The sequence below is a fragment of the Parageobacillus sp. VR-IP genome, from assembly GCF_013357975.1.
Taxonomy (GTDB): domain Bacteria; phylum Bacillota; class Bacilli; order Bacillales; family Anoxybacillaceae; genus Saccharococcus; species Saccharococcus caldoxylosilyticus.
The window spans coordinates 638953-660715 of the sequence record NZ_JABVYQ010000001.1 but is presented as its reverse complement, the minus strand read 5'-3'; the positions used below and the strand labels follow the sequence as shown (position 1 = coordinate 660715).

19 protein-coding genes and 1 pseudogene are annotated in these 21763 nt (G+C 46.3%); all 20 read right to left on the bottom strand.

All coding sequences use genetic code 11. The annotated features are described in order from the left end of the window. Window positions 1-41: 41 nt before the first annotated feature. The 20 genes and pseudogenes from HT574_RS03485 to HT574_RS03390 all read right to left on the bottom strand — a co-directional run bounded on the left by HT574_RS03485 (window position 42) and on the right by HT574_RS03390 (window position 21655). On the bottom strand, window positions 42-479 hold the full coding sequence (locus tag HT574_RS03485; RefSeq protein ID WP_017437006.1) for a YlbF/YmcA family competence regulator: 438 nt from the start codon (window positions 477-479) through the stop codon (window positions 42-44). A 1-nt stretch (window position 480) separates the two neighbouring features. Further along, window positions 481-2052 (bottom strand): tRNA (N6-isopentenyl adenosine(37)-C2)-methylthiotransferase MiaB, encoded by a 1572-nt coding sequence (gene miaB, locus HT574_RS03480; protein ID WP_017437007.1) that lies wholly within the window; start codon window positions 2050-2052, stop codon window positions 481-483. Between the two features lie 188 nt (window positions 2053-2240). Beyond that, window positions 2241-3107 carry a 2-oxoacid:ferredoxin oxidoreductase subunit beta gene (locus HT574_RS03475; RefSeq protein WP_175243469.1) on the bottom strand — a complete coding sequence of 289 codons (867 nt, stop codon included), beginning with the start codon at window positions 3105-3107 and terminating at the stop codon, window positions 2241-2243. A gap of 2 nt (window positions 3108-3109) precedes the next feature. Further along, window positions 3110-4846: a 2-oxoacid:acceptor oxidoreductase subunit alpha gene (locus HT574_RS03470; RefSeq protein ID WP_175243468.1), complete on the bottom strand. Its 1737-nt coding sequence runs from the start codon at window positions 4844-4846 to the stop codon at window positions 3110-3112. 231 nt (window positions 4847-5077) lie between these two features. Continuing rightward, a complete protein-coding gene (locus HT574_RS03465) occupies window positions 5078-5995 on the bottom strand; it encodes a dipeptidase (protein ID WP_042411968.1) in 918 nt (305 codons plus the stop codon). A gap of 93 nt (window positions 5996-6088) precedes the next feature. Further along, window positions 6089-6349 (bottom strand): stage V sporulation protein SpoVS, encoded by a 261-nt coding sequence (gene spoVS / locus HT574_RS03460; RefSeq protein ID WP_003251598.1) that lies wholly within the window; start codon window positions 6347-6349, stop codon window positions 6089-6091. A 129-nt stretch (window positions 6350-6478) separates the two neighbouring features. Then, complete coding sequence (locus tag HT574_RS03455; RefSeq protein WP_175243467.1) at window positions 6479-7273, bottom strand: TIGR00282 family metallophosphoesterase; 795 nt, start codon at window positions 7271-7273, stop codon at window positions 6479-6481. Between the two features lie 86 nt (window positions 7274-7359). After that, window positions 7360-8916 (bottom strand): ribonuclease Y, encoded by a 1557-nt coding sequence (rny, locus tag HT574_RS03450; protein ID WP_175243466.1) that lies wholly within the window; start codon window positions 8914-8916, stop codon window positions 7360-7362. A gap of 459 nt (window positions 8917-9375) precedes the next feature. Next, window positions 9376-10425, bottom strand: a complete 1050-nt coding sequence (gene recA / locus HT574_RS03445) for a recombinase RecA (RefSeq protein ID WP_175243465.1) — start codon at window positions 10423-10425, stop codon at window positions 9376-9378. A gap of 164 nt (window positions 10426-10589) precedes the next feature. Then, window positions 10590-11834, bottom strand: a pseudogene (locus HT574_RS03440) (competence/damage-inducible protein A). Between the two features lie 36 nt (window positions 11835-11870). Beyond that, entirely contained in the window at window positions 11871-12449 is a 579-nt protein-coding gene (gene pgsA / locus HT574_RS03435) for a CDP-diacylglycerol--glycerol-3-phosphate 3-phosphatidyltransferase (protein WP_017437015.1), read from the bottom strand. A 50-nt stretch (window positions 12450-12499) separates the two neighbouring features. After that, on the bottom strand, window positions 12500-13378 hold the full coding sequence (locus HT574_RS03430; RefSeq protein WP_175243464.1) for a RodZ domain-containing protein: 879 nt from the start codon (window positions 13376-13378) through the stop codon (window positions 12500-12502). 24 nt (window positions 13379-13402) lie between these two features. Beyond that, window positions 13403-14194: a DUF3388 domain-containing protein gene (locus tag HT574_RS03425; RefSeq protein ID WP_175243463.1), complete on the bottom strand. Its 792-nt coding sequence runs from the start codon at window positions 14192-14194 to the stop codon at window positions 13403-13405. Window positions 14195-14336: 142 nt separating this feature from the next. Beyond that, entirely contained in the window at window positions 14337-14588 is a 252-nt protein-coding gene (locus HT574_RS03420) for a DUF3243 domain-containing protein (protein WP_017437018.1), read from the bottom strand. A 61-nt stretch (window positions 14589-14649) separates the two neighbouring features. Next, window positions 14650-15366, bottom strand: coding sequence for an elongation factor P 5-aminopentanone reductase (gene ymfI, locus HT574_RS03415; protein WP_175243462.1), 717 nt, complete (start codon window positions 15364-15366; stop codon window positions 14650-14652). A 38-nt stretch (window positions 15367-15404) separates the two neighbouring features. After that, window positions 15405-16697: an EF-P 5-aminopentanol modification-associated protein YfmH gene (gene yfmH / locus HT574_RS03410; RefSeq protein ID WP_175243461.1), complete on the bottom strand. Its 1293-nt coding sequence runs from the start codon at window positions 16695-16697 to the stop codon at window positions 15405-15407. 1 nt (window position 16698) lies between these two features. Beyond that, a complete protein-coding gene (yfmF, locus tag HT574_RS03405; protein ID WP_175243460.1) occupies window positions 16699-17979 on the bottom strand; it encodes an EF-P 5-aminopentanol modification-associated protein YfmF in 1281 nt (426 codons plus the stop codon). A 143-nt stretch (window positions 17980-18122) separates the two neighbouring features. Further along, window positions 18123-19082: an ABC transporter permease gene (locus tag HT574_RS03400; protein ID WP_017437022.1), complete on the bottom strand. Its 960-nt coding sequence runs from the start codon at window positions 19080-19082 to the stop codon at window positions 18123-18125. Beyond that, complete coding sequence (locus HT574_RS03395) at window positions 19083-20129, bottom strand: ABC transporter permease (RefSeq protein WP_175243459.1); 1047 nt, start codon at window positions 20127-20129, stop codon at window positions 19083-19085. After that, the gene (locus HT574_RS03390; RefSeq protein ID WP_175243458.1) at window positions 20126-21655 is read right to left on the bottom strand and encodes an ABC transporter ATP-binding protein; all 1530 of its coding nucleotides are present in this window, start codon (window positions 21653-21655) and stop codon (window positions 20126-20128) included. Before HT574_RS03390 ends, HT574_RS03395 begins: the two co-directional genes overlap by 4 nt. Window positions 21656-21763: the final 108 nt, after the last annotated feature.

The following is a 21763-nucleotide window of genomic DNA, read 5'->3' as shown; positions in this document are numbered from 1 at the left end:
CTATAAAAAAGACGCCCTTCCTTATGAAGGACGTCTCGTCTTTAATGGCAGCCGCAGCCGCCGTTTCCGCTATAGCGCATTTGTGCACCTGTCTCGCCGCGCAATACGTCGCCGCCCGTTGAAGCGATAATCTCATCGGTCACCGTATTGGAGATGGTAGAAGCGACGAGTTGCAGCAAGTCGTTCACTTCCGTTTGCGACTGTTGAAATTCGCTAACAATCGGAATTTGTGAAAGCTCTTCGTAAATCGCATCGATTTGTGCTTCCACTTTTTTCAGTGCTTCGTATTTTCCATAGTGTTTTAAATTGACAGCCTGTTTTTGCAGTGATTTAATTTGCTCGATCATCGCACGCACTTTTTCATTTTGATGGATTTTTTCCTCGGCGCGCTTGAAAAAGTCGACTTCTTCGGTTTCAGCAATCATTTTCGCCAATTGCTTCGCCTGCGCTAAAATCTCATCCCGTGTATATTTTGCCATCTTATTTCACCTCGATCGCTTCTTCTACCATTTCCCCGTTTAATGTCCATGTTTTCGCTTCGGTAATCCGCACTTGAACAAGTTTGCCAATCGCCGATTTCGGGCCGATGAAGTTGACAAGCTTGTTTTTCCTCGTATATCCGGCGAGGACATTCGGGTTGTTTTTGCTTTCGCCTTCAACTAATACTTCAACAATTTTTCCTTCATACTCTTTCATTTTCCGCGCCGAAATTTCATTGACCAGCGCGTTTAGCCGTTGCAGCCGCTCTTTTTTCACTTCCATCGGCACGTTGTCAACCATTTTCGCTGCCGGTGTGCCTTCGCGCGGCGAATAAATAAATGTGTAGGCAGAATCAAATTCGACTTCACGGTAGAGCGACAGCGTTTCTTCAAACTGTTCTTCCGTCTCGTTCGGGAAACCGACGATAATATCGGTTGTTAACGCCACATCTGGAATCGCTGCTTTAATTTTGCGAACAAGCTCTAAATATTCTTCGCGCGTATATTTCCGGCCCATTAATTTCAATATTTCCGTGCTTCCTGATTGCACCGGCAAATGAATATGTTCGACTAAATTGCCGCGTTTGGCGAGCACTTCGATCAAACGGTCGTCAAAATCGCGCGGATGGCTTGTAGTAAAGCGAATGCGCGCAATATCGATTTTGCGAAGCTCATCCATTAAATCGCCAAGGCCGTATTTCATATCGGTGAAATCTTTGCCGTAAGCGTTGACGTTTTGGCCGAGAAGGGTGATTTCCTTATAGCCTTGGGCGGCAAGATGGCGCACTTCTTGAATGATATCTTCCGGACGGCGGCTTCGTTCTTTTCCGCGCGTATATGGAACAATGCAGTACGTGCAGAACTTATCACAGCCGTACATAATGTTCACCCATGCTTTAATGTTGCCTTTGCGCGCTTTCGGAAGATTTTCGATGACATCGCCTTCTTTCGACCATACTTCGACAACCATTTCTTTCGACATGTAGGCTTCATGCAAAATATATGGCAGGCGGTGAATGTTATGCGTACCGAAAATCATATCAACATATTGATATTGTTTTAAAATTTTATTGACGACCGATTCTTCTTGCGACATGCAGCCGCATACGCCAAGAAGCAAATCCGGATTGTTTTGCTTGAGCGGCTTTAAGTGGCCGATCTCGCCAAACACTTTGTTTTCCGCGTTTTCGCGAATCGCGCACGTATTCAATAAAATGACATTTGCATCTTCTGGACGGTCGGTCGGCTCATATCCGAGCGCCATAAAAATGCCTGCCATGACTTCGGTATCATGTTCATTCATTTGGCAGCCGTACGTGCGAATATAAAACTTGCGGCCGTTGCCCATGCCGCGGAATTGTTCCGGTATGGTGAAGTCTTTAACATATTTTACTTCTTCTTTTCCACGTTTTTTTGCTTCTTTTAGATTTGGCGGAATAAATACGCTCGTAAAATATTTTTCATAATCCTTACTCGTTTTCTTCTTTAACGCATCCAATGCGGATTTTTTGTCCGTTGGATGATCAGCTGTTTGAATTTGTCCTGTTTGTTCTAAACGCTGTTTTTCGTTCATAATGATCTCCTTTCTATTAAGAACTGCAAAAAAAGATGTTTTTCCCCACATCATACACATTATCATAGTATATAATTGCGAACAAATTTAAACAATACTTTTCTTGTTCCGTTTTATACGGAACATGCTATCATAACAAAATGACTCCCAACTAGGCAATACCTAATTGGGAGTGAATGATTTCCAAGTTACATAAATTCAGAAACTAATTCATCGAATTTTTCTTTGCTTAGTTTTAAGTCTGCCTCAGCCAGTGGCGTTTCGCTGTAGCCGTGAAGCAGTTCTTGATAAGATTTTTGCTCTTTGTTTTGGTAAATAAGCCCCGTTACTAGTCCTTTATATTTCATCACCGTTTGCATCGCCATGGTGCGGTCAGATGGATCATATCCTTCGATGTCGCTTACTTTCACCAGATTTTCTTTAAACCAGTCGTATGTGTTTACCTTGTTATACGTTACACACGGACTGAATACATTAATAAGCGAGAATCCTTTATGCTTGATTCCTTCTTCAATTAAGCTTGTCAGTTCTTTTAAATCGCTAGAGAAACTTTGCGCTACAAAGGTTGCGCCGGCGCTTAATGCGATTTCCATAATCGAAAGGGCTGGTTCGACCGAACCTTGCGGAGTGCTTTTCGTTTTAAAGCCGACATCGCTACGCGGCGATGTTTGCCCTTTCGTTAAGCCGTAAATTTGGTTGTCCATGATAATGTAGGTGATGTCGATATTGCGGCGGATCGCATGAATCGTATGTCCCATGCCAATCGCAAATCCGTCGCCGTCACCGCCGGCGGCAATGACTGTTAAATCGCGGTTGGCCATTTTCACTCCTTGGGCAAGCGGCAACGCACGGCCGTGGGTACCGTGAAAGCCGTACGAATGAATGTATCCGGAAATGCGTCCCGAGCAGCCGATTCCGGAAATAACGGCGAGCTGGTGCGGCTCAAGCCCAATGTTTGCCGCGGCGCGCTGAATGGCGGCTTGTACGGAAAAATCGCCACAGCCTGGACACCAGTTTGGTTTGACATCGTTACGAAAATCTTTAAACGTCGCCATGTTTATAACAACTCCTTGCATTTTGTATAAACTTCATTCGGCAAAAACGGATTTCCGTCATATTTCAAGACGCTCACAATTTTCTCCGCTTGTCCGACGTTCATTTTGAGAATGTTGGCAAGCTGGCCTGTTGCATTTTGCTCGACGACAACGACTTTTTTCGCTGCTTCGACAAGCGGCAGCACTTCCTCTGTCGGGAACGGATGCAACAAGCGAATATGCGCGTGATTGACTTTCACGCCGTCCTGTTCAAGACGCTCGATTGCTTCCTCGATCGCACCGCGCGTTGAGATAAAACCGACGATTAATAAATCGGCTTCATCGTGTTTGACGTTTTTATGCACCGGCGTTTTGAACCGGATATGTTGCAGTTTACGTAAACGTTTCTCCATCTGTGCCTTGCGGTTTCCTGCTACCTCGGACGGTCTTCCTGATTCCGCGTGCTCGACGCCGGTGACATGGTGGATGCCGTTTGGCACTCCCGGAAGCACGCGCGGCGAAATGCCATCTTCGGTGATTTCATATCGTTTAAAATCATCTTTTTTCTCTAACGGCGGCAGTTCACCGGTAACGAGTTTACCGCGGCGGATTTCAATTTTATCATATTCTAAAGGCTCAACTGTCTGTTTGCCAAGCGACAGCTGCAAATCCGACAAGAAGATGACTGGGCATTGGTATTCTTCGGCAAGGTTGAACGCTTCGATCATATCATAAAACGCTTCCTCGACCGTGCTTGGCGCCATGACGATTTTTGGAATTTCACCGTGTGTGCCATAAATCATCGCCAATAAGTCCGATTGCTCCTGCTTTGTCGGCAATCCTGTGCTTGGGCCGCCGCGCTGCGTATCAACGATGACAAGCGGCGTTTCGGTCATTCCGGCCAGCCCGATCGACTCCATCATCAAGGAAAGACCAGGGCCTGCGGATGCTGTAAACGCCCGCGCGCCGGCATAGTTTGCCCCAATCGCCATCGTACATGCGGCGATTTCATCTTCCGTTTGAATGACCGCCCCGCCTAAATCCGGAAGTTTTTTAATTAAATATTCCATAATTTCCGATGCCGGCGTAATCGGATAAGCCGCCATAAACCGCGCACCGCCCGCGATAGCTCCTAAGGCAATCGCATCATTGCCGATCATAAACATCCGCTTTTTGCCATCTGCCTCTGCTAGTTTCATTGTTTGCATGCGATCACCAAGCTGCTCTTTCATATATTGGGCCCCGGCGCGGATCGCTTCCATGTTCTTTTCTACGACTTGCTGACCTTTTCTTCCAAAAATTTCTTGAACCACTTCTCCATACACGTCAATATCAATGCCGAGCACTGCGCTGGAAGCGCCGACAGCGACCATGTTTTTCATCAGCGATGTTCCTAAATTCGTCGCAATATCAGTAAACGGGACGGCATACAGCGTGATACCTTCGCGTTCCGGAATCGTCGGGTTAAACTTCGCATCAGCGATGACAATTCCACCGTCGCGGAGCTCATGAAAGTTAAAGTCAATCGATTCCTGATCAAACGCTACTAATATATCAAGATCATCGGCAATCGAGCGAACTGGTGTCGTACTGACACGAATCTTGTTGTTCGTATGCCCCCCTTTAATTCGTGAAGAAAAATGACGATATCCATATAAATAATAACCAAGACGGTTTAGCGCAATGGAGAAGATTTCCCCAGTGCTTTCAATCCCTTCACCCTGTTGTCCTCCAACTTTCCATGAAAGCTGATGAATCATTTCTTACACCCCTTTAAATTCGGTCAAAAAATTACAATTATAAGTTTAGCACTTCTCCGGCAAAATCACTAGACTTTTCAGATAAATGTTTTTCATTTTAAGGAATATTTTTTACGAATATGTAATATCGTTAATTAATTCTAGAATTATAGAAAAAAAACGGAAACTAAACTTATAAAAAATTAGACTTATCCATGCGTTCCATGTTTCAGCCATTTGCGCCGCAATCGATTACTGCGGCAAATGGTCATAAAAATTGCGGAATAAAAACCGTTCTACTTCCTCTTCGGAATAATGTTTCTGCAACTCATTGACCAGATTCGCGTAATCGCGCACCGTGTCGAGCCCGCTGACCGTCTCCTCGATTCCGTCAAAATCCGAGCCAAATCCAACGTTTCTTGCCCCGCCGAGCGAACACACATGTTCTAAATGGCGAAGCACATCGGTGATCGAGGCTTTTTCTTTTGTTAAAAAATACGGCACAAAGTTAAGACCGATCATGCCATCTTTTGCAATAAGCGCTTTAATTTGTTCATCACGCAAGTTGCGCGGATGCGGGCAAAAGCGATATGTATTCGAATGTGAGGCAATCGGAAACTGTGCGATTTCCAGCACATCCCAAAATGCTTTTTCCGATAAATGGGACACATCTACCCAGCGTTTTGCGTCATTCAGCTGCTCAACGACCTGTTTCCCGAATTTGGTAAGCCCTGCGCCACGTCGTTCCCAGGCCCCGTCCGCTACAGCATTAGACCAGTTCCACGTCAGTCCGACGGATGAAACACCGAGGCGCAGCAATGTTTTTAATTTAACAAGGCTTGTCCCAATTGCGTCGCATCCTTCAAGCGTTAGCATCGCCCCGATTTCATTTTCTTCCAACGCGTCAATGTCGCGTTTCGAACGGACAAATTTCATCGCTGGAAACCGACCGATAACTTGTTCAAAAAAAATATCGATCATTTCCAGCGCAACGGTAAACCTCGCTTCTTCCGAAACCGTTTCCGGTATGTAAATGGCAAAACACTGCACCTTGACCTTGGCCTCTTTCAGCGCCGGTAAGGTGACGTGAAGCGATTTTCCGTCTTGGAACGATAACGAGCGATCCATCCACAATTTCATTAGCGCATCGCAATGAGCATCGAAAATCATATATATCCTCCTTTATAAAGTAAAAATAACCTGCCTGCCCTCGAAAACGAAGGCACCAACAGGTTATGTTTCTATCATCAAAGCTCTGCACTATTAACGAGGTTCTACAATTAATTTAATCGCCGTGCGCTCTTCTCCGTCAATAATGATATCGGTAAACGCAGGAATACAGATGAGATCCATGCCGCTTGGTGCCACGAATCCTCGTGCAATAGCTACTGCCTTAACGGCTTGGTTTAATGCACCTGCACCGATCGCCTGGATTTCCGCCGCTCCGCGCTCACGCAATACCCCGGCAAGTGCACCAGCTACAGAGTTAGGATTCGACTTTGCTGAAACTTTTAATATCTCCATTTCTAGCTCCTCCCTCGTTTCCTTCTAAAATTTATCGAGAAAAATGATTTCATTGTTACTTATATTCACTGTTTTGACAAGTATTCCTGCCTAGACGAAAAAAATTTTAAAAAATTTCTAAAAAGTCTATTATTCAAAATAAGGGTGGTCATCATTAATGATGATTCGCTCAATCTTATTCGCCCGCCCTGTTTTTATGTCCACATCGATGAGCACGGCGTTCAGCTGGCTTCTTCCCTCTTTTATTTGGAAACGGACAGGTAATGATGTCAAAAACTTTCTCAGTACTACTTCGCGATCTACACCTAAAATCCCGTCATATGGACCGGTCATTCCAACGTCGGTAATATAGGCAGTTCCTTTTGGTAAAATACGAGCATCAGCCGTTTGCACATGCGTATGGGTGCCGACAACGGCAGAAACCCGTCCATCCAAATACCAGCCCATCGCCTGCTTTTCGCTCGTTGCTTCCGCGTGAAAATCAACGAAAATAATCGGCGTGCGCTGCGCCGCCTCAGCGATCAGTTCGTCGGCTTTTTTGAACGGACAATCGATGGCCGGCAAAAATATTCTTCCTTGCAGATTAATGACCGCCACTTCCATATGCTCGATTTGTATATAGACAATCCCCTTGCCCGGAACACCTTCTGGAAAATTTGCCGGCCGCACTAATGCATTGGCATCATCAATAAATTCAAATATATCGCGCTGGTCCCATGCGTGGTTGCCAAGCGTGACGACATGGGCTCCTTGCTCAAGAAAAGAGCGGTATATTTTTTCCGTAATTCCTTTTCCGCCCGCGGCATTTTCCCCATTGATAATAATGATGTTCGGTCTATGCTTCTCCTTTAGCTTTGGCAAATATTGCTCTACCATTTTTCGTCCTGGCGAACCGACCACATCGCCGATAAATAATAACCTCATTTATATATCCCTTTCTAAGCTAAAGTGTAACTAGTTCAAGTGTGGCACAAAATATAAAAAAAATAAAGTGGCAATATTTCGCCACTTTATTTTGCATACTCTACCGCCCTTGTTTCGCGAATCACAGTAACTTTAATATGTCCTGGATAATCAAGCTCTTCTTCAATCCGCTTGCGGATTTCCCGCGCTAACCGATGCGCTTCTAAATCATCGATCACATCTGGCTTCACCATAATGCGCACTTCGCGTCCCGCCTGGATGGCGTATGATTTTTCTACTCCTTCATACGATTCCGCAATTTCTTCTAATTTTTCGAGGCGGCGAATGTAGTTTTCAAGCGTTTCGCTGCGCGCTCCCGGTCTTGCCGCAGACAACGCGTCTGCTGCGGCAACAAGCACGGCGATGACAGAAGTTGGTTCGGTATCGCCATGGTGGGAAGCAATGCTGTTAATGACGACTGGATGTTCTCTATATTTCGTCGCCAGTTCGACGCCAATTTCGACATGGCTTCCTTCCACTTCATGGTCAATCGCTTTACCAATATCGTGTAGAAGACCGGCACGTCTTGCCAGCATTTCATCTTCGCCGAGCTCCGCCGCCATCAGTCCCGCTAAGAACGCCACTTCGATCGAATGCTTCAATACGTTTTGCCCGTAGCTTGTCCGGAACTTCAACCGTCCTAAAATTTTGATTAGATCCGGATGCAAGCCATGAACACCAACTTCGAATGTCGTTTGTTCACCGACCTCGCGAATGTGTTCGTCGACTTCCCGTCTCGCTTTTTCTACCATTTCTTCAATTCGCGCCGGATGGATCCGTCCATCTTGAACGAGTTTGTCCAAAGCGATGCGCGCCGTTTCGCGGCGGATCGGGTCAAACCCTGATAAAATAACAGCTTCCGGCGTGTCATCAATAATTAAATCTATGCCGGTGAGCGTTTCGAGCGTGCGAATATTGCGCCCTTCGCGTCCGATGATCCGCCCTTTCATTTCATCGTTTGGCAAATTAACGACGGATACGGTTGTTTCCGCGACATGGTCCGCAGCGCAACGCTGAATAGCGAGAGATAAAATCGCTTTTGCCTTCTTATCCGCCTCTTCTTTCGCACGCGTTTCAGCCTCTTTCACCATCACGGCAATTTCATGGGATAATTCTTTTTCAACGCGTTCTAAAATAATTTGCCGCGCTTCTTCGCGGGTCAAGCCGGAAATTCGTTCTAATTCCGTTTGTTGCTGCTGCACGAGTTCTTCCACTTTGCTTTCCATCTGTTCAATATGCTGTTGTCTTTCATTCAGTGCTTCGTCTTTCGCCTCTAAAAGCGCTTCGCGTTTATTGAGGGCTTCATCTTTGCGATCGAGATTTTCTTCTTTTTGCAGCAATCGGTTTTCTTGTTTTTGCAGCTCACTTCTGCGGTCGCGAATTTCACGTTCCACTTCGGTGCGAAGCTTGTGGATTTCATCTTTTGCTTCAAGAAGCGCTTCTTTTTTCAACGCATCCGCTTCCCGTTTTGCTTCTTCCACAATTTGCTCTGCGGCTGCTTGTGCACCGCCAATTTTCGCCTCTGCGATCGATTTGCGAACAAAAAAGCCAACAACGGCACCGACAACTAAGGCAAGCAAAGCGGAGATGATGATTGAACCCATGGTTTCACCTCCTCTTGCTATCATTCAGATGCGTTTGATGTAACTGTTGGCATGTACATTGTTATCAACGTTTCAACATACAGCACAATTTTTGCAAACATCCGAGTTTTCAAGCACCGGCAACCCGTTGATTCATGAAGCGTACATAGATCGAACGGTTCAATGGATGGGAGCTGTGGATTTACGCGAACGCAGTCTAGCTTTCCACAAATGCTTACCGCACTCCCTTGCATGATCGTCCATCATTTCAGAGAGTTGGTCCAGTGCAAAACGATTCCTTCACCAATCTTTGCACGGACCGCCTCCATCAGCCGGAGTCACGGGCTTCTATCGTTTATTTTTTTTGAAAAATATACATGTTAATTTTAAAGGCGGCAAAAATGATTGTCAAGATATAGGAAGTGCACCCCTGCAATAAATGGAAAATAAAAAAAGAGAGGAATCGCTTTCCTCCCTCGTTTAGTCTTCCAAAAGCCCAAACTCGTCTTGCTGCAATTCGCCGACACTGTTAGCACTAGAAGATTCAATGCCGTAATGTTTGCGGATTTCTTGGGCAATTTCTTCGGCAATATGCGGATTTTCTTTTAAAAACTGTTTCGCATTTTCCCGCCCTTGGCCAAGGCGCTCGTCTTTATAGGAGTACCACGAACCGCTTTTTTGCACGATATCAAGTGCCGATGCCATATCGATAATTTCGCCTTCGCGGGAAATGCCTTCTCCGTACATAATATCTACGTCCGCTGTTTTAAATGGCGGAGCCACTTTATTTTTCACAACTTTAATTTTCGTTTTATTTCCCACCATATCGTTACCTTGCTTGATTTGCTCAGCACGGCGCACTTCTAGGCGGACGGAAGCATAAAATTTTAACGCGCGGCCGCCTGGCGTTGTCTCCGGATTGCCAAACATGACTCCGACTTTTTCGCGAATTTGGTTGATGAAAATGGCGATCGCTTTTGATTTATTAATCGCTCCTGATAATTTGCGCAACGCTTGCGACATCAAGCGCGCCTGCAAACCAACGTGGGCGTCGCCCATTTCCCCTTCAATTTCTGCTTTTGGCACCAACGCCGCAACGGAGTCAATGACAATAATGTCAACCGCACCGCTTCTCACTAACGCTTCCGCGATTTCGAGCGCCTGCTCGCCCGTATCTGGCTGAGACAGCAGCAACTCATCGATATTGACGCCTAATTTTTGCGCATAAACCGGATCAAGCGCATGCTCTGCGTCAATAAATGCCGCTTGTCCCCCTTGCTTCTGCACTTCGGCGATCGCATGAAGGGCAACGGTCGTTTTCCCCGAAGATTCAGGTCCATATATTTCAACAATGCGCCCGCGCGGATAGCCGCCCACTCCTAAAGCGATATCAAGCGCCAGCGATCCACTGGAGACAGTGGAAATTTTGCGATCTGTCTGCTCACCAAGCCTCATAATCGAGCCTTTGCCAAACTGCTTTTCAATCTGTTTCAACGCCTGCTCTAAGGCGGCTTGACGGTCTTGATTCACTAACAAACTCCTCCTTTTTCTCAACTACTTATACTATACCGTTTTTTACGTCTGTTGCCAAGCAAAAAATCGAACGTTCATTCGTTTTCTTGTGGTGAAAATAGAAACAATCTCCATCAGAAGGGGGAAAAACAGGGAATAACGTGGGGAAAGGCGGCTACGCTTCATCGGTAGCCGTCCAATGCCTTTAATAGGAAGGAGCAGCCATACTTTGCGGTGCGGACGCGAATTGCGTCGCGCTGGCCGGATAAGGTGAGCGGATAAACATCCGTCCTATTATCGGAAGTGGAAATGCCGATATATACGGTGCCAACCGGCTTCCCTTCAAGCGGGGCTGGCCCTGCTACACCGGTAAAGCTGATGCCAATATCCGCCTGGCAGAGCGTGCGGACGTTTTCCGCCAACAGGCGCGCGCAACGTTCGCTTACCGCGCCGTCGGCTGTTAAAACGGCATGGGGGACGCCAAGCACTTTTTCTTTTACATCATTCGTATAGCAGACGACGCCGCCGCGAACCACTTGGGAAGCACCAGGAACAGCTGTCAGTTGCTCTAGGAAAAGCCCGCCTGTTAAGCTTTCAGCCGCTGCCACTGTTTTCTTTTGTGCTTTTAGCGTCTGAATCGCCTTTTCAAATAATGTTTCTTCATTATAGCCATAAAGATAAGCGCCGACGCGTTCAACAATTTTCTTTTCCGTCTCATCAAGCATTTTTTTCGCCTCTGCTTCCGAGCGGTGCTTCGCGGTCAAACGCAACGTCACTTCCCCGTCGCCGGCAAGCGGGGCAATCGTCGGATTGGACTGCTGATCAATCAAGTCTTGAATTCTTGTTTCCAACTCTGACTCGCCAATGCCAAAAAAACGCAATACGCGCGATTCAATGCGTTCCTGCTGTCCAAGCTTCTCTAGCAAAAAAGCGCGGCCGTATTTTAGAAACATCGGCTACATTTCTTTTGGCGGTCCGGGCAAGAGCATATAGGTAATGGAATCTATTGTAATTGCCATCCCCGGCGCCATGCCGTGCTCATTTTTTAATATGACAGAGCCTTGCAACACCAATGCCTGCTTTTTATTATTTTCCGTCATAATCCGGTTTGTGCGGGCAAAATACGCTTCAATGGAACGCAGCGCTTCCTCATCCGTCACCAGCTTCCGCTGCAGCAGACGAGCGATCGTTTCTTTCGTTAAATCGTCTTTCGTCGGACCGAGCCCGCCGGTAAAAATAATCAGGTCGGCCCTTGTTCGCGCCACTTTTACCGCCTGCTCGAGCCTAGCGGCATTATCACCGACAACGGTATGAAAATAAACGTTAATGCCAAGCCCGGCAAGCTGCTGCGACAAAAACTGCGCATTGGTGTTGGCGATTTGTCCGAGCAACAGCTCAGAGCCAACAGCAATAATCTCTGCGTTCAATCAAGGCGCCCCCTTTATTGGTCTGCATGTATATTTCTATTTGGAATGCAAGAAAGCATGTTTATTTTTTGAAAAATAATCCCAGCCGGACCATATCGTAAAAATGACGGCCACCCACAGCGCCAAATCGGCAAACGGAAACGATAGAAGCGAAAACGGAAAGTTATGCAAAAGAAGAGCGGAAATCGCTATAATTTGCGTCCACGTTTTAATTTTGCCGAGCATATTGGCAGCCATTACCTCCCCTTCGCCGGCCAGCACGAGCCGCAGCCCTGTCACGGCAAACTCGCGGCTAATAATGACAATCACCATCCAAGACGGCGCATAATGAAGATCAACAAGCACAATAAGCGCCGCCGAGACAAGCAATTTATCGGCAAGCGGGTCCAAAAACTTCCCTAAGTTGGTGACAAGTTGATATTTACGGGCATAATAGCCGTCAATCCAATCCGTCGTCGAAGCGATAATAAAAATCAACGCCCCGATCAGATGGGAAACCGGCAGCGTGACCGCGCCGATTTTCACGCTGCCCCACCCAAACGGAACAAGCATAACAATTAAAAATAACGGTATGAGCATAATGCGCGCTACTGTTATTTTATTAGGCAGATTCACTCCAAATACCTCCGCTAGTCAGCATGTGAAAAGACCATCCATCGATGATGCTATGATTTTTTAAAGATAAATTTCATTTTCTGGAATACTTCATCTTTTGGATCGATTGGATAGGTGAAAGGTTTCCCGTTTACTTTCATGTCCACATCAAGCGTGCGGCCGATTTTCACAAATACTTCCGTCTCGGCGGACAAATCAAATGTTTGTGTTTGTCCGTTTGTTAAACTACCTTTAAAGAAAGAATGCCCCTTTGTATTGTATACTTCTACCCACGAGTTGCCTTTCGATGTCAACTCAATAACAAATTGATCCGTATTGGTCAGCTCAATCGTCGATAAGTTGCCGCGTGTTTCTACGACGTTAAGCGTTGCTTTTGGTGCAGTCGCTTTTTTTGTTTGTTGGCTGGCTTTTTCCCGTTTGTTGTGGCTTGCCTGTTTTCCCGCTTTTTCTTTCGCTTTCTCAAGCGGCGAGTTTTCCGAACTTTCAACCTCTGTTGTCGTCTCTTTTTTCACTTGGCTTTCCGGTTTGTTTCCGGCATTATTTTGCAGAAGCAGCCAAATGATGACGGCAATGCCGACAACGACGGCAGCAATAAGCAGCTTCGGAAGCAAATTGAGCCATTTCGTGCTTTCCGGCGAGAGCTGCTGCCGCGTTTTCACCCGCGATAGCGGTTGAGGAATCTCATCTTGGTAAGATTGTGGAATGTCTTGTTTGTACTCTTCAAATATTTGTTCTGGGTCAAGTCCAACTGCCTCCGCATATTGCCTAATAAACGCGCGGACATAGAAATTTCCCGGCATGATGGCGTAATTTCCTTCTTCAATGCCGATTAAATAGCGCTTTTGAATTTTTGTCATATCTTGTAGCTCGTCCAAACTAATGTTTTTCGCCTCTCTCGCTTCCTTTAAACGTTTACCTAATTCTGTCAACGATAAACACCTTCCACTTTTTGATTAAAAATCAAATTCTGAAAAGCCATCGTTTCCAAACAGAGACGGCTGATCAATGACATCGTACGTAATCTCTTCATTTGGATCATGACGCAGCTCAATAATGTAGTCAAAGTCATCTAGCGTATATTCGGTATGGCGGACAAAAATATCCGGGTGCTCCACTACTTTCGTCGCCTCCAAACGCATCAGTTCGCGAATCAGCTGCCAATGCCGCTCATTCGCCCGCCTAGTTGACACAATACCGTCAATAATAAAAATATTGTCTTCGCTATATTCATCCTTGATCAGCTGGCTGCGCACCGTCTGTTTAATGAGGGTCGATGAGACGAAAAGCCAGCGCTTATTGGCACAAACGCTAGCCGCGACGATCGACTCCGTTTTGCCGACGCGCGGCATGCCGCGGATGCCGATCAGCTTATGACCTTTCTCTTTAAAAATTTCCGCCATAAAATCGACAAGCAGTCCGAGCTCGTCACGGACAAAGCGGAACGTTTTTTTATCATCGGCATCCCGCTGAATGTAACGGCCGTGGCGGACGGCAAGGCGGTCAAGTAGTTTCGGCTGGCGCAGCTTCGTTACGGTAATATTATCCATCGTTTGCAAAATGGTAGAGAGACGTTCAATTTGTTCATTATTATCGCAAAGCAGCAACATGCCGCGGCGTGAATCGCGCACGCCGTTAATCGTCACGATATTGATCGACAGCATCCCTAATAAGGAAGCAACATCTCCTAACAGCCCCGGACGGTTAATATGTATTTCGTACTCCAAATACCACTCTTGCTTTCCCATCCCGTCTCCTCCCTCATTCGCAAATGCCCGCACAAACTACCTATGATAAGTTCATACTACTATAATATCGAATGGAAAAGCAACCGAAAAGGGATAGGAATGAAAAAAAGAGAGGTGGACCCTCTCTTGCACATATTTTTTGTTATGATTCTTGCTGTACTAATTTTACCATCATGTTCGCAATGGCATGCTGCTCTTGTTCATCGGCGACTCTCCAAAGATCAGCAAGCAGCCGCTCTTCCGGGTTTTTTGGATCTACTTGTCTTGCTAGGTAGTCACCGATTTGATAAGCGACATCCGAGATCACTTGTTGGCTCAGTCCTTGCTGCTGCGCTTGTTCAAGACGCTCTGCGAGGAAGTCCTTCCATTGTTCAAAGTTATCTAATACAGACATATGTGTAACCTCCTTATTTTTCGTTTCAAGGATAGTTTGCCTGTTTTTTCATAAAATATACTTAACAGTACCATCCGCCATTGACGGAAATAATTTGCCCGGTTATGTAAGAAGCTGCATCGGAAATCAAAAAGGACACTGTTTTGGCGACCTCATCGGCCGTGCCGAGACGCCCGATCGGAATATCGTCCGCAATCGCCTGCAAATCCTCTTGCGAAAATATGCGCAACATATCCGTATCAATCGCTCCGGGAGCGACGGCGTTGACGCGAATGCCGCTTGGTGCTAATTCTTTCGCAAGTGCCTTCACAAACGCATTTTGTCCGCCTTTGACCATCGAATAGACGACTTCGCATGCAGCGCCGGTTAATCCCCAAATGGAAGAAACGATGACGATGTTTCCTTGCTTTTTGGCAATCATTGAGGGCAGCAGTTTTTTTATTAATAAAATCGGGCTTGTCACATGAAGCTGCACCATGCTTTGTACCAGTTCGTCGCTCATATCTGTAATAAGGCCGTAATAGCTATTTCCACTGTTGTACACAATGACATCAACCGGGCGATTTATTTGCGAAAGAAGCACATCCACGCCATCTTCCGCTGCAAGATCGGCCTGAATCGGCACTACATGCGTGGCTGCCAACTCCTTTTTCAGCTTTTCGACTGGCTCCCGGCGACGATTGTAATGCAATAAAAGCCCATAGCCATCAGCAGCGAGCTGGCGGGCGATGCTTGTCCCGATTCCGCCGCTTGCCCCGGTAATCAGTGCGTATCTCATAGCGATCCCCCTAAAAAAGCATCCTTCATGGAAGGATGCTACTTTTTCTCTTTTGGAACTACTTGACAGACAGCGATTTGCGATTCACAGAAACACTGCTTGGCAATTTCCCCAATTTGTTCCGTTGTTAATGATTGCAAGACGGAAACAACATCGAACAAACTGCTCCCATTAAACGCGTAGCGCGTAAACTGGTTGGCGATATATTCCGGAGAATTCAGCGAACGCAAAAACGCGCCGATTTTCTTCTTTTTCACCCGCTCTAGTTCCTCGCCTTTCACTGTATCAATGGAAAAGGAAAACAAAATTTGTTTCACTTCTTCGCTAAGCCGATCGGCATCGCTTGTATCGCCGCCGACCATGGCGAAGCCGAACTCGCGCTCTTCGGTATAATCATACATAAACGTTTCATCAATAAGCCCAAGCCGGTACAATCGCTCGTAATGCGGCGAACTTTTGCCAAACAAATAGTCCAGCAAAACATTGAACGCCAGCTCATGAACCAGTTTTTCTTTGCCGGCTGGAGGAACAGATGGGGCTTTAATTCCGACAAAGCATTTGTTCGTTTGTACATGCATCGGGATGACTTTCTTTTTCTCGGCAACCTCGCTTGGCTCCTTATATATAAACCTTTCGACTTTCTGTGCTTTCGGGAACGATTTTTTCGCTTGATTATCGCGAATTTGCTGCATTATTTTCTGCTCATCGACCGGTCCGACGACAAAAAGCAGCATATTGCTCGGGTGATAAAATGTTTCATAACATTCATATAAAAGATCTTTCGTAATTTGCGCAATAGACTCGACCGTACCAGCAATATCGATTTTTACCGGGTGGTTTTGATACATGCTTTCAATGACGCCAAAGTAAACGCGCCAGTCAGGATTATCATCATACATGCGAATTTCCTGGCCGATGATTCCCTTTTCTTTTTCCACCGTTTTGTCGGAAAAGTAAGGGCTTTGCACAAAGTCAAGAAGCGTTTCTAAATTTTTTTCGACGTTGGCGGTGCTAGAAAATAAATAAGCGGTGCGCGTAAAGGACGTAAATGCATTCGCCGATGCCCCCTGTTTGCTGAACTGTTGGAACACGTCGCCGTCTTCTTTTTCAAACAGCTTATGCTCCAAAAAGTGGGCAATGCCATCGGGAACCCGCTTCATCTCCGTTTTGCCGAGCGGGACGAATTGATTGTCGACCGATCCGTAGTTGGTCGTAAACGTAGCATACGTTTTGTTAAATCCTTTTTTCGGCAAAATATATACATCCAAACCGTTTTCCATTTTTTCATAAAACAGCTGTTCCTGCAGCTGTTTGTATACCATTTTTTCCATACTATTCCACCCCTTCCATTCCGGTCAGGAAGTAAATCGTATCGAGTTCGACTTTGCCCGCGACGCGCACGATATCTTCGCGGGTAACGCGGTCGGTGCCCGAGAGCCATTCCTCCATCGGCCGCTTCCGCTTGGAAACGACATTATGATAGAGCACTTCCACTAATCCACGCGGAGTGTCGATCGTTTCAAGCAGCTGATTGCGAATGACCGCTTTTGTCTGCGTGATTTCTTCATCGGTGAAATCTCCATTTTTCATCGCTTCCATTTGCTTTTCGATAATTTGCCGCGCTTTTTCGTAATTCGACGGCTCAATGCCCGACATGACCATTAATAACCCTTTATGGCTTTCCAAACGCGAAGCGGCATAATACGCTAAACTCGCTTTCTCGCGCACGTTGATAAACAATTTGGAATGGGAGAAACCGCCGAAAATGCCGTTAAACATTTGCAGCGCGTAATAGTCATCATCATTGTAAGTGACGTTCGTGCGGTAGCCGATATTTAATTTTCCTTGTTTGACATCTTGTTTTTCCACCACTTCGTTCACTTTCTCCGGCGCTTTATGCGCTACTTGTGTTCCGCCTGATGAACGGACGTTGCGGGTTGGCATGGAAAAATGGGATGTCACCGCTTGCAGGACCGCGTCTTCCTGGACGTCGCCAATGACGTACAAATCGATTTCATCCTCGGAAAGCGTTTTTTGATAATATTGAAACAGCTGTTCCGCGGTAATGCCGTCAACATCTTCCAGCTCGCCATTGGCATGTAAAGCGTACGGCTCCCCTTTGCACATTTCTTGGATGAGCCGCAAGCTGGCGTAACGCATTTTATCATCATAAACAGCTTGAATGCGCTGCTTTAGCGCCCGCTTTTCCTGAGCGACAATCTCTTCGACAAATCGCCCGTTTTCCATGGCAGGACGAAGCACAATATCTGCCAGCAATTGAAGCGCTTTCTCTAAAAGCGGCGTTTTCTCTTGCAAAAACACCTCATTCGCTACGTCGATGCGAATCGTAATAATATGATTTTCACCCTTCTTCGCTAAATCTACATTTAATGTCGCTCCATACAGTTCATCTAAATACGTCCGCAGCTGCTTGACACTTGGATATTTCGCCGTGCCGCTTTGCAATACATAAGGCAAGAGGGCGCGCAACGTAACCGTTTCCCTGGAAAGAGGCGCTTTCATTTTCCATACAAGTGTATTGGTTTTATATTTATTGGTCGGAACCGTATGGACGTTAATTTGTTGAACCGTCGTTATTTTTTCATTGACCAATCGAACTCCTCCTTTGCAATAAATCTCATAGATATTTTTATTGTTGTGTTCGCCTTATCAACAATATACCTTTCCCAAACCAAAAAATGCAAATAAAAGCAAAAAGAACCCGACGAGTTGGTTCGGGTTCTTTTTCTGTTCGGTTACCGTTTTCCCTTAATGTAAGGAGTGCCTAGAGATTTTGGCGCTTCCGCGCGTCCGATAAAGCCGGCCAGCGCTAAAATGGTCAACACGTATGGGGCAATGAGCAAATAAACGGTTGGGACATTTTTTAAAAATGGAATCGTCTGACCGACAATGCTCAAGCTTTGTGCTAACCCAAAAAACAGCGCCGCTCCCATCGCGCCGATCGGATGCCACTTTCCGAAAATCATCGCCGCAAGGGCCATAAAACCGTGCCCAGAAATGGTGGCATGGCTGAAATCACGTGAAATAATCGTCGCATACACCCCTCCGCCAATACCGCCTAACGCACCGCTAATCATCACAGCGATATAACGCATTTTCGTCACATTGATCCCCATCGTATCCGCTGCCATCGGGTGTTCGCCGACAGCGCGAAGACGAAGGCCAAATGGCGTTTTGTAAATAATATACCAGGCAACAAACGCCAAAATAATCGCCAAATATGACGGAATGTACGCATTTGAGAAAAAGAGCGGCCCGATAACCGGAATGTGGCTTAATACAGGAACGTCAATTTTATCAAATCCGACTTGAATTTGATCGGTTTGTCCTTTTCCATACATTTTTTTGACTAAAAAGAGCGTCAAGCCAAGCGCCAAAAAGTTGATTGCCACGCCGCTGACGACTTGGTCAGCGCGGAAAGAGACTGAGGCAACGGCGTGAAGCAGGGAGAAAACCGCACCGACAATCATCGCAGCCAGCAGGGCGAGCCATGGAGTAAGCGCCCCAAACTGATCAGCAAACGTTAAGTTAAAAACAACGCTAACGAACGCGCCGATAATCATTAACCCTTCTAAACCGATGTTTACAACGCCGGAACGCTCGCTAAATACACCGCCAAGCGCCGTAAAAATTAGGGGAGCAGCAAAGAAAATCGCAGATGGAACGATGATTTGCAGAACTTCATAAATGCTCACTTATTCCGCCCCCTTTTGCAAACGAGATAGTAATAAGCGAATAATGTAACTAGATGCGACAAAGAAAATGATAAGTGCAATAATAATATCCACTAATTCGGTTGGCACGCCAGCACTCGACGGCATTTCCAGCGCTCCGACTTTCAGCGCACCGAATAATAATGCCGAGAGCAAAATTCCAAAAGCATTGTTGCCGCCAATCAACGCCACCGCAATTCCGTCAAATCCGATGCCGGTAAATCCTGCTTTCGTAGAAATGTTGCCGAATGTGCCAAGGCCCTCCATGGCGCCAGCAACACCGGCAAAAGCTCCGGAAATGACCATTGCTAAAACAATATTCGTTCTTACATTCATTCCCGCATATTGCGAAGCGTGCTGGTTAAATCCGACCGCCCGCAGCTCAAATCCTTTTGTTGTTTTTTCAAGAAGAAACCACATGATAACGGCACCAATAACGGCGATAATAATGCCGTAATGCATCGTAGAATGGTACGTAATCGCATCGAGAAAATCCGAACGAAGCGATGCGCTTTCGTGGATAGGTTGGGATTTAAAGCCTTCATCTGATAAAACAGAACGGATAATGGCATTGGTGACATGAAGAGCAATATAGTTCATCATAATCGTAATGATTACTTCGTGCACTTTTAAATAAGCTTTTAAAATGCCTGGAATTAACGCCCATAGCGCTCCCGCCAGCGCCGCCGCCAAAATGGCGAGCGGCAAGTGAATCACCTTTGGCAAATCGAACGATACGCCGACCCATACCGCTGCGAGCCAGCCGACAATAAGCTGCCCTTCGACACCAATGTTAAACAAACCCGTGCGAAAGGCAAAGGCAACGGCAAGTCCCGATAAAATATAAGGCGTCGTCTGACGAATCGTTTCGCCGATGTAATACGGATCGCCGAACGCCCCATAAATCAGCGCGGAATATCCCGCAATTGGATTATACCCGCTGACGATCATGACGATCGAGCCGACGATCATCCCTAACAACACCGCCAACACTGGAACGAAGAATTGATTAAGCCGATTTGAATTCATGAGGACACACCTGCTTCCTTCCGTTTACTCCCTGCCATTAGCAATCCGAGCTCCTGTTCCGTTGTTTCTTTCGGATCAACGATGGCGACAATTTTTCCTTCATAAATCACGGCAATGCGGTCGCTTACATTCATCACTTCATCGAGCTCAAAAGAAACAAGAAGAACCGCTTTGCCTTGATCACGCTGTTCAATAAGCCGTTTATGGATAAATTCAATGGCTCCAACATCCAACCCGCGCGTTGGCTGCACCGCAATCAGCAAGTCTGGATTCCGATCCACCTCGCGGCCGATGATCGCTTTTTGCTGATTCCCCCCAGAAAGAGCGCGCGCTTTCGTATACTCATCAGGAGTGCGTACGTCAAATTCGGCGATCAGCTGGCGCGCTTTTTCGTAAATCGCTTTAAAGTTTAAAATGCCGTGTTTCGAATATGGACGTTTATAATACGTTTGAAGCGCCATATTTTCACCGATTGGAAAATCGAGAACAAGTCCATGTTTATGACGATCCTGCGGGATATGGCCGACACCGGCTTCAATAATTTTCCGCGGCGGAAGATTGGTAATATCGCGGCCGTTGAGCAAAATCGTTCCCGATTCCGCCTTAATCAGCCCTGTCAACGCCTCGATCAGTTCTGTCTGTCCGTTGCCGTCCACCCCGGCAATGCCGACGATTTCTCCGGCATGCACCGTTAAATCTAAATGGTTCACGGTCGTCACGCCGCGTGCATCTTTCACGACTAAATCTTTAATTTCCAATACCGGTTTGCCTGACTGCGCCGGTTTTTTCTCCGTTTTAAACTGCACTTCGCGACCGACCATCAGTGCGGCGAGCTCATTGGGGTTCGTCTCTGAAACGTTTAAAGTAGCGATTCCTTTTCCCCGGCGAATGACTGTTACGCGGTCGCACACTTCCATAATTTCTTTTAATTTATGCGTAATTAAAATAATCGATTTTCCTTCCTTGACAAGCTTTTTCATAATTTGTATCAGCTCACGGATTTCTTGTGGCGTCAGTACGGCGGTCGGTTCATCAAAAATCAAAATGTCCGCCCCGCGGTATAATGTTTTTAAAATTTCCACACGCTGCTGCATACCCACGGAAATATCAGAAATTTTCGCCGTCGGATCGACAGCAAGACCATAGCGTTCCGACAGCTCGCGCACTTCCCTTTCCGCCCGCTTTATATCGATCGTACCACCCTTTGTCGGTTCACTGCCTAAAATAATGTTTTCCGTTACCGTAAACGTATCGACAAGCATAAAATGCTGGTGCACCATGCCGATCCCAAGATCGTTGGCTACGTTCGGATCGGTAATGTTGACTTTTTGGCCTTTTACGCGAATCTCGCCGCCATCCGGCTGGTAGAGACCAAACAACACGTTCATTAGCGTCGACTTTCCCGCCCCGTTTTCGCCAAGGAGCGCGTGAATCTCCCCCTTTTTTACTTGCAATGTAATGTTGTCATTTGCGACAAAATTGCCAAATACTTTGCGGATGTTCAACATCTCAATCACATATTCCAAACTATTCACTCCTTACTTCAGCAAGGTAAAATCACAAAATGGAAGGATGCAATCAACTATTGCAGCCTTTCATTTTATGATTTTGACGGATAAAAAGGCTAGCGGGAC

Excerpts from the sequence above, each read along its gene's own strand:
- miaB (WP_017437007.1), bottom strand. The coding sequence starts at position 2,052 with ATGAACGAAAAACAGCGTTTAGAACAAACAGGACAAATTCAAACAGCT.
- yfmH (WP_175243461.1), bottom strand. The coding sequence starts at position 16,697 with ATGGAAAAAATGGTATACAAACAGCTGCAGGAACAGCTGTTTTATGAA.
- HT574_RS03475 (WP_175243469.1), bottom strand. The coding sequence starts at position 3,107 with ATGGCGACGTTTAAAGATTTTCGTAACGATGTCAAACCAAACTGGTGT.
- HT574_RS03425 (WP_175243463.1), bottom strand. The coding sequence starts at position 14,194 with ATGGGAAAGCAAGAGTGGTATTTGGAGTACGAAATACATATTAACCGT.
- rny (WP_175243466.1), bottom strand. The coding sequence starts at position 8,916 with ATGGGTTCAATCATCATCTCCGCTTTGCTTGCCTTAGTTGTCGGTGCC.
- HT574_RS03470 (WP_175243468.1), bottom strand. The coding sequence starts at position 4,846 with ATGATTCATCAGCTTTCATGGAAAGTTGGAGGACAACAGGGTGAAGGG.
- HT574_RS03455 (WP_175243467.1), bottom strand. The coding sequence starts at position 7,273 with ATGAGGTTATTATTTATCGGCGATGTGGTCGGTTCGCCAGGACGAAAA.
- ymfI (WP_175243462.1), bottom strand. The coding sequence starts at position 15,366 with ATGAGATACGCACTGATTACCGGGGCAAGCGGCGGAATCGGGACAAGC.
- HT574_RS03485 (WP_017437006.1), bottom strand. The coding sequence starts at position 479 with ATGGCAAAATATACACGGGATGAGATTTTAGCGCAGGCGAAGCAATTG.
- HT574_RS03465 (WP_042411968.1), bottom strand. The coding sequence starts at position 5,995 with ATGATTTTCGATGCTCATTGCGATGCGCTAATGAAATTGTGGATGGAT.
- HT574_RS03420 (WP_017437018.1), bottom strand. The coding sequence starts at position 14,588 with ATGTCTGTATTAGATAACTTTGAACAATGGAAGGACTTCCTCGCAGAG.
- HT574_RS03395 (WP_175243459.1), bottom strand. The coding sequence starts at position 20,129 with ATGAATTCAAATCGGCTTAATCAATTCTTCGTTCCAGTGTTGGCGGTG.
- spoVS (WP_003251598.1), bottom strand. The coding sequence starts at position 6,349 with ATGGAGATATTAAAAGTTTCAGCAAAGTCGAATCCTAACTCTGTAGCT.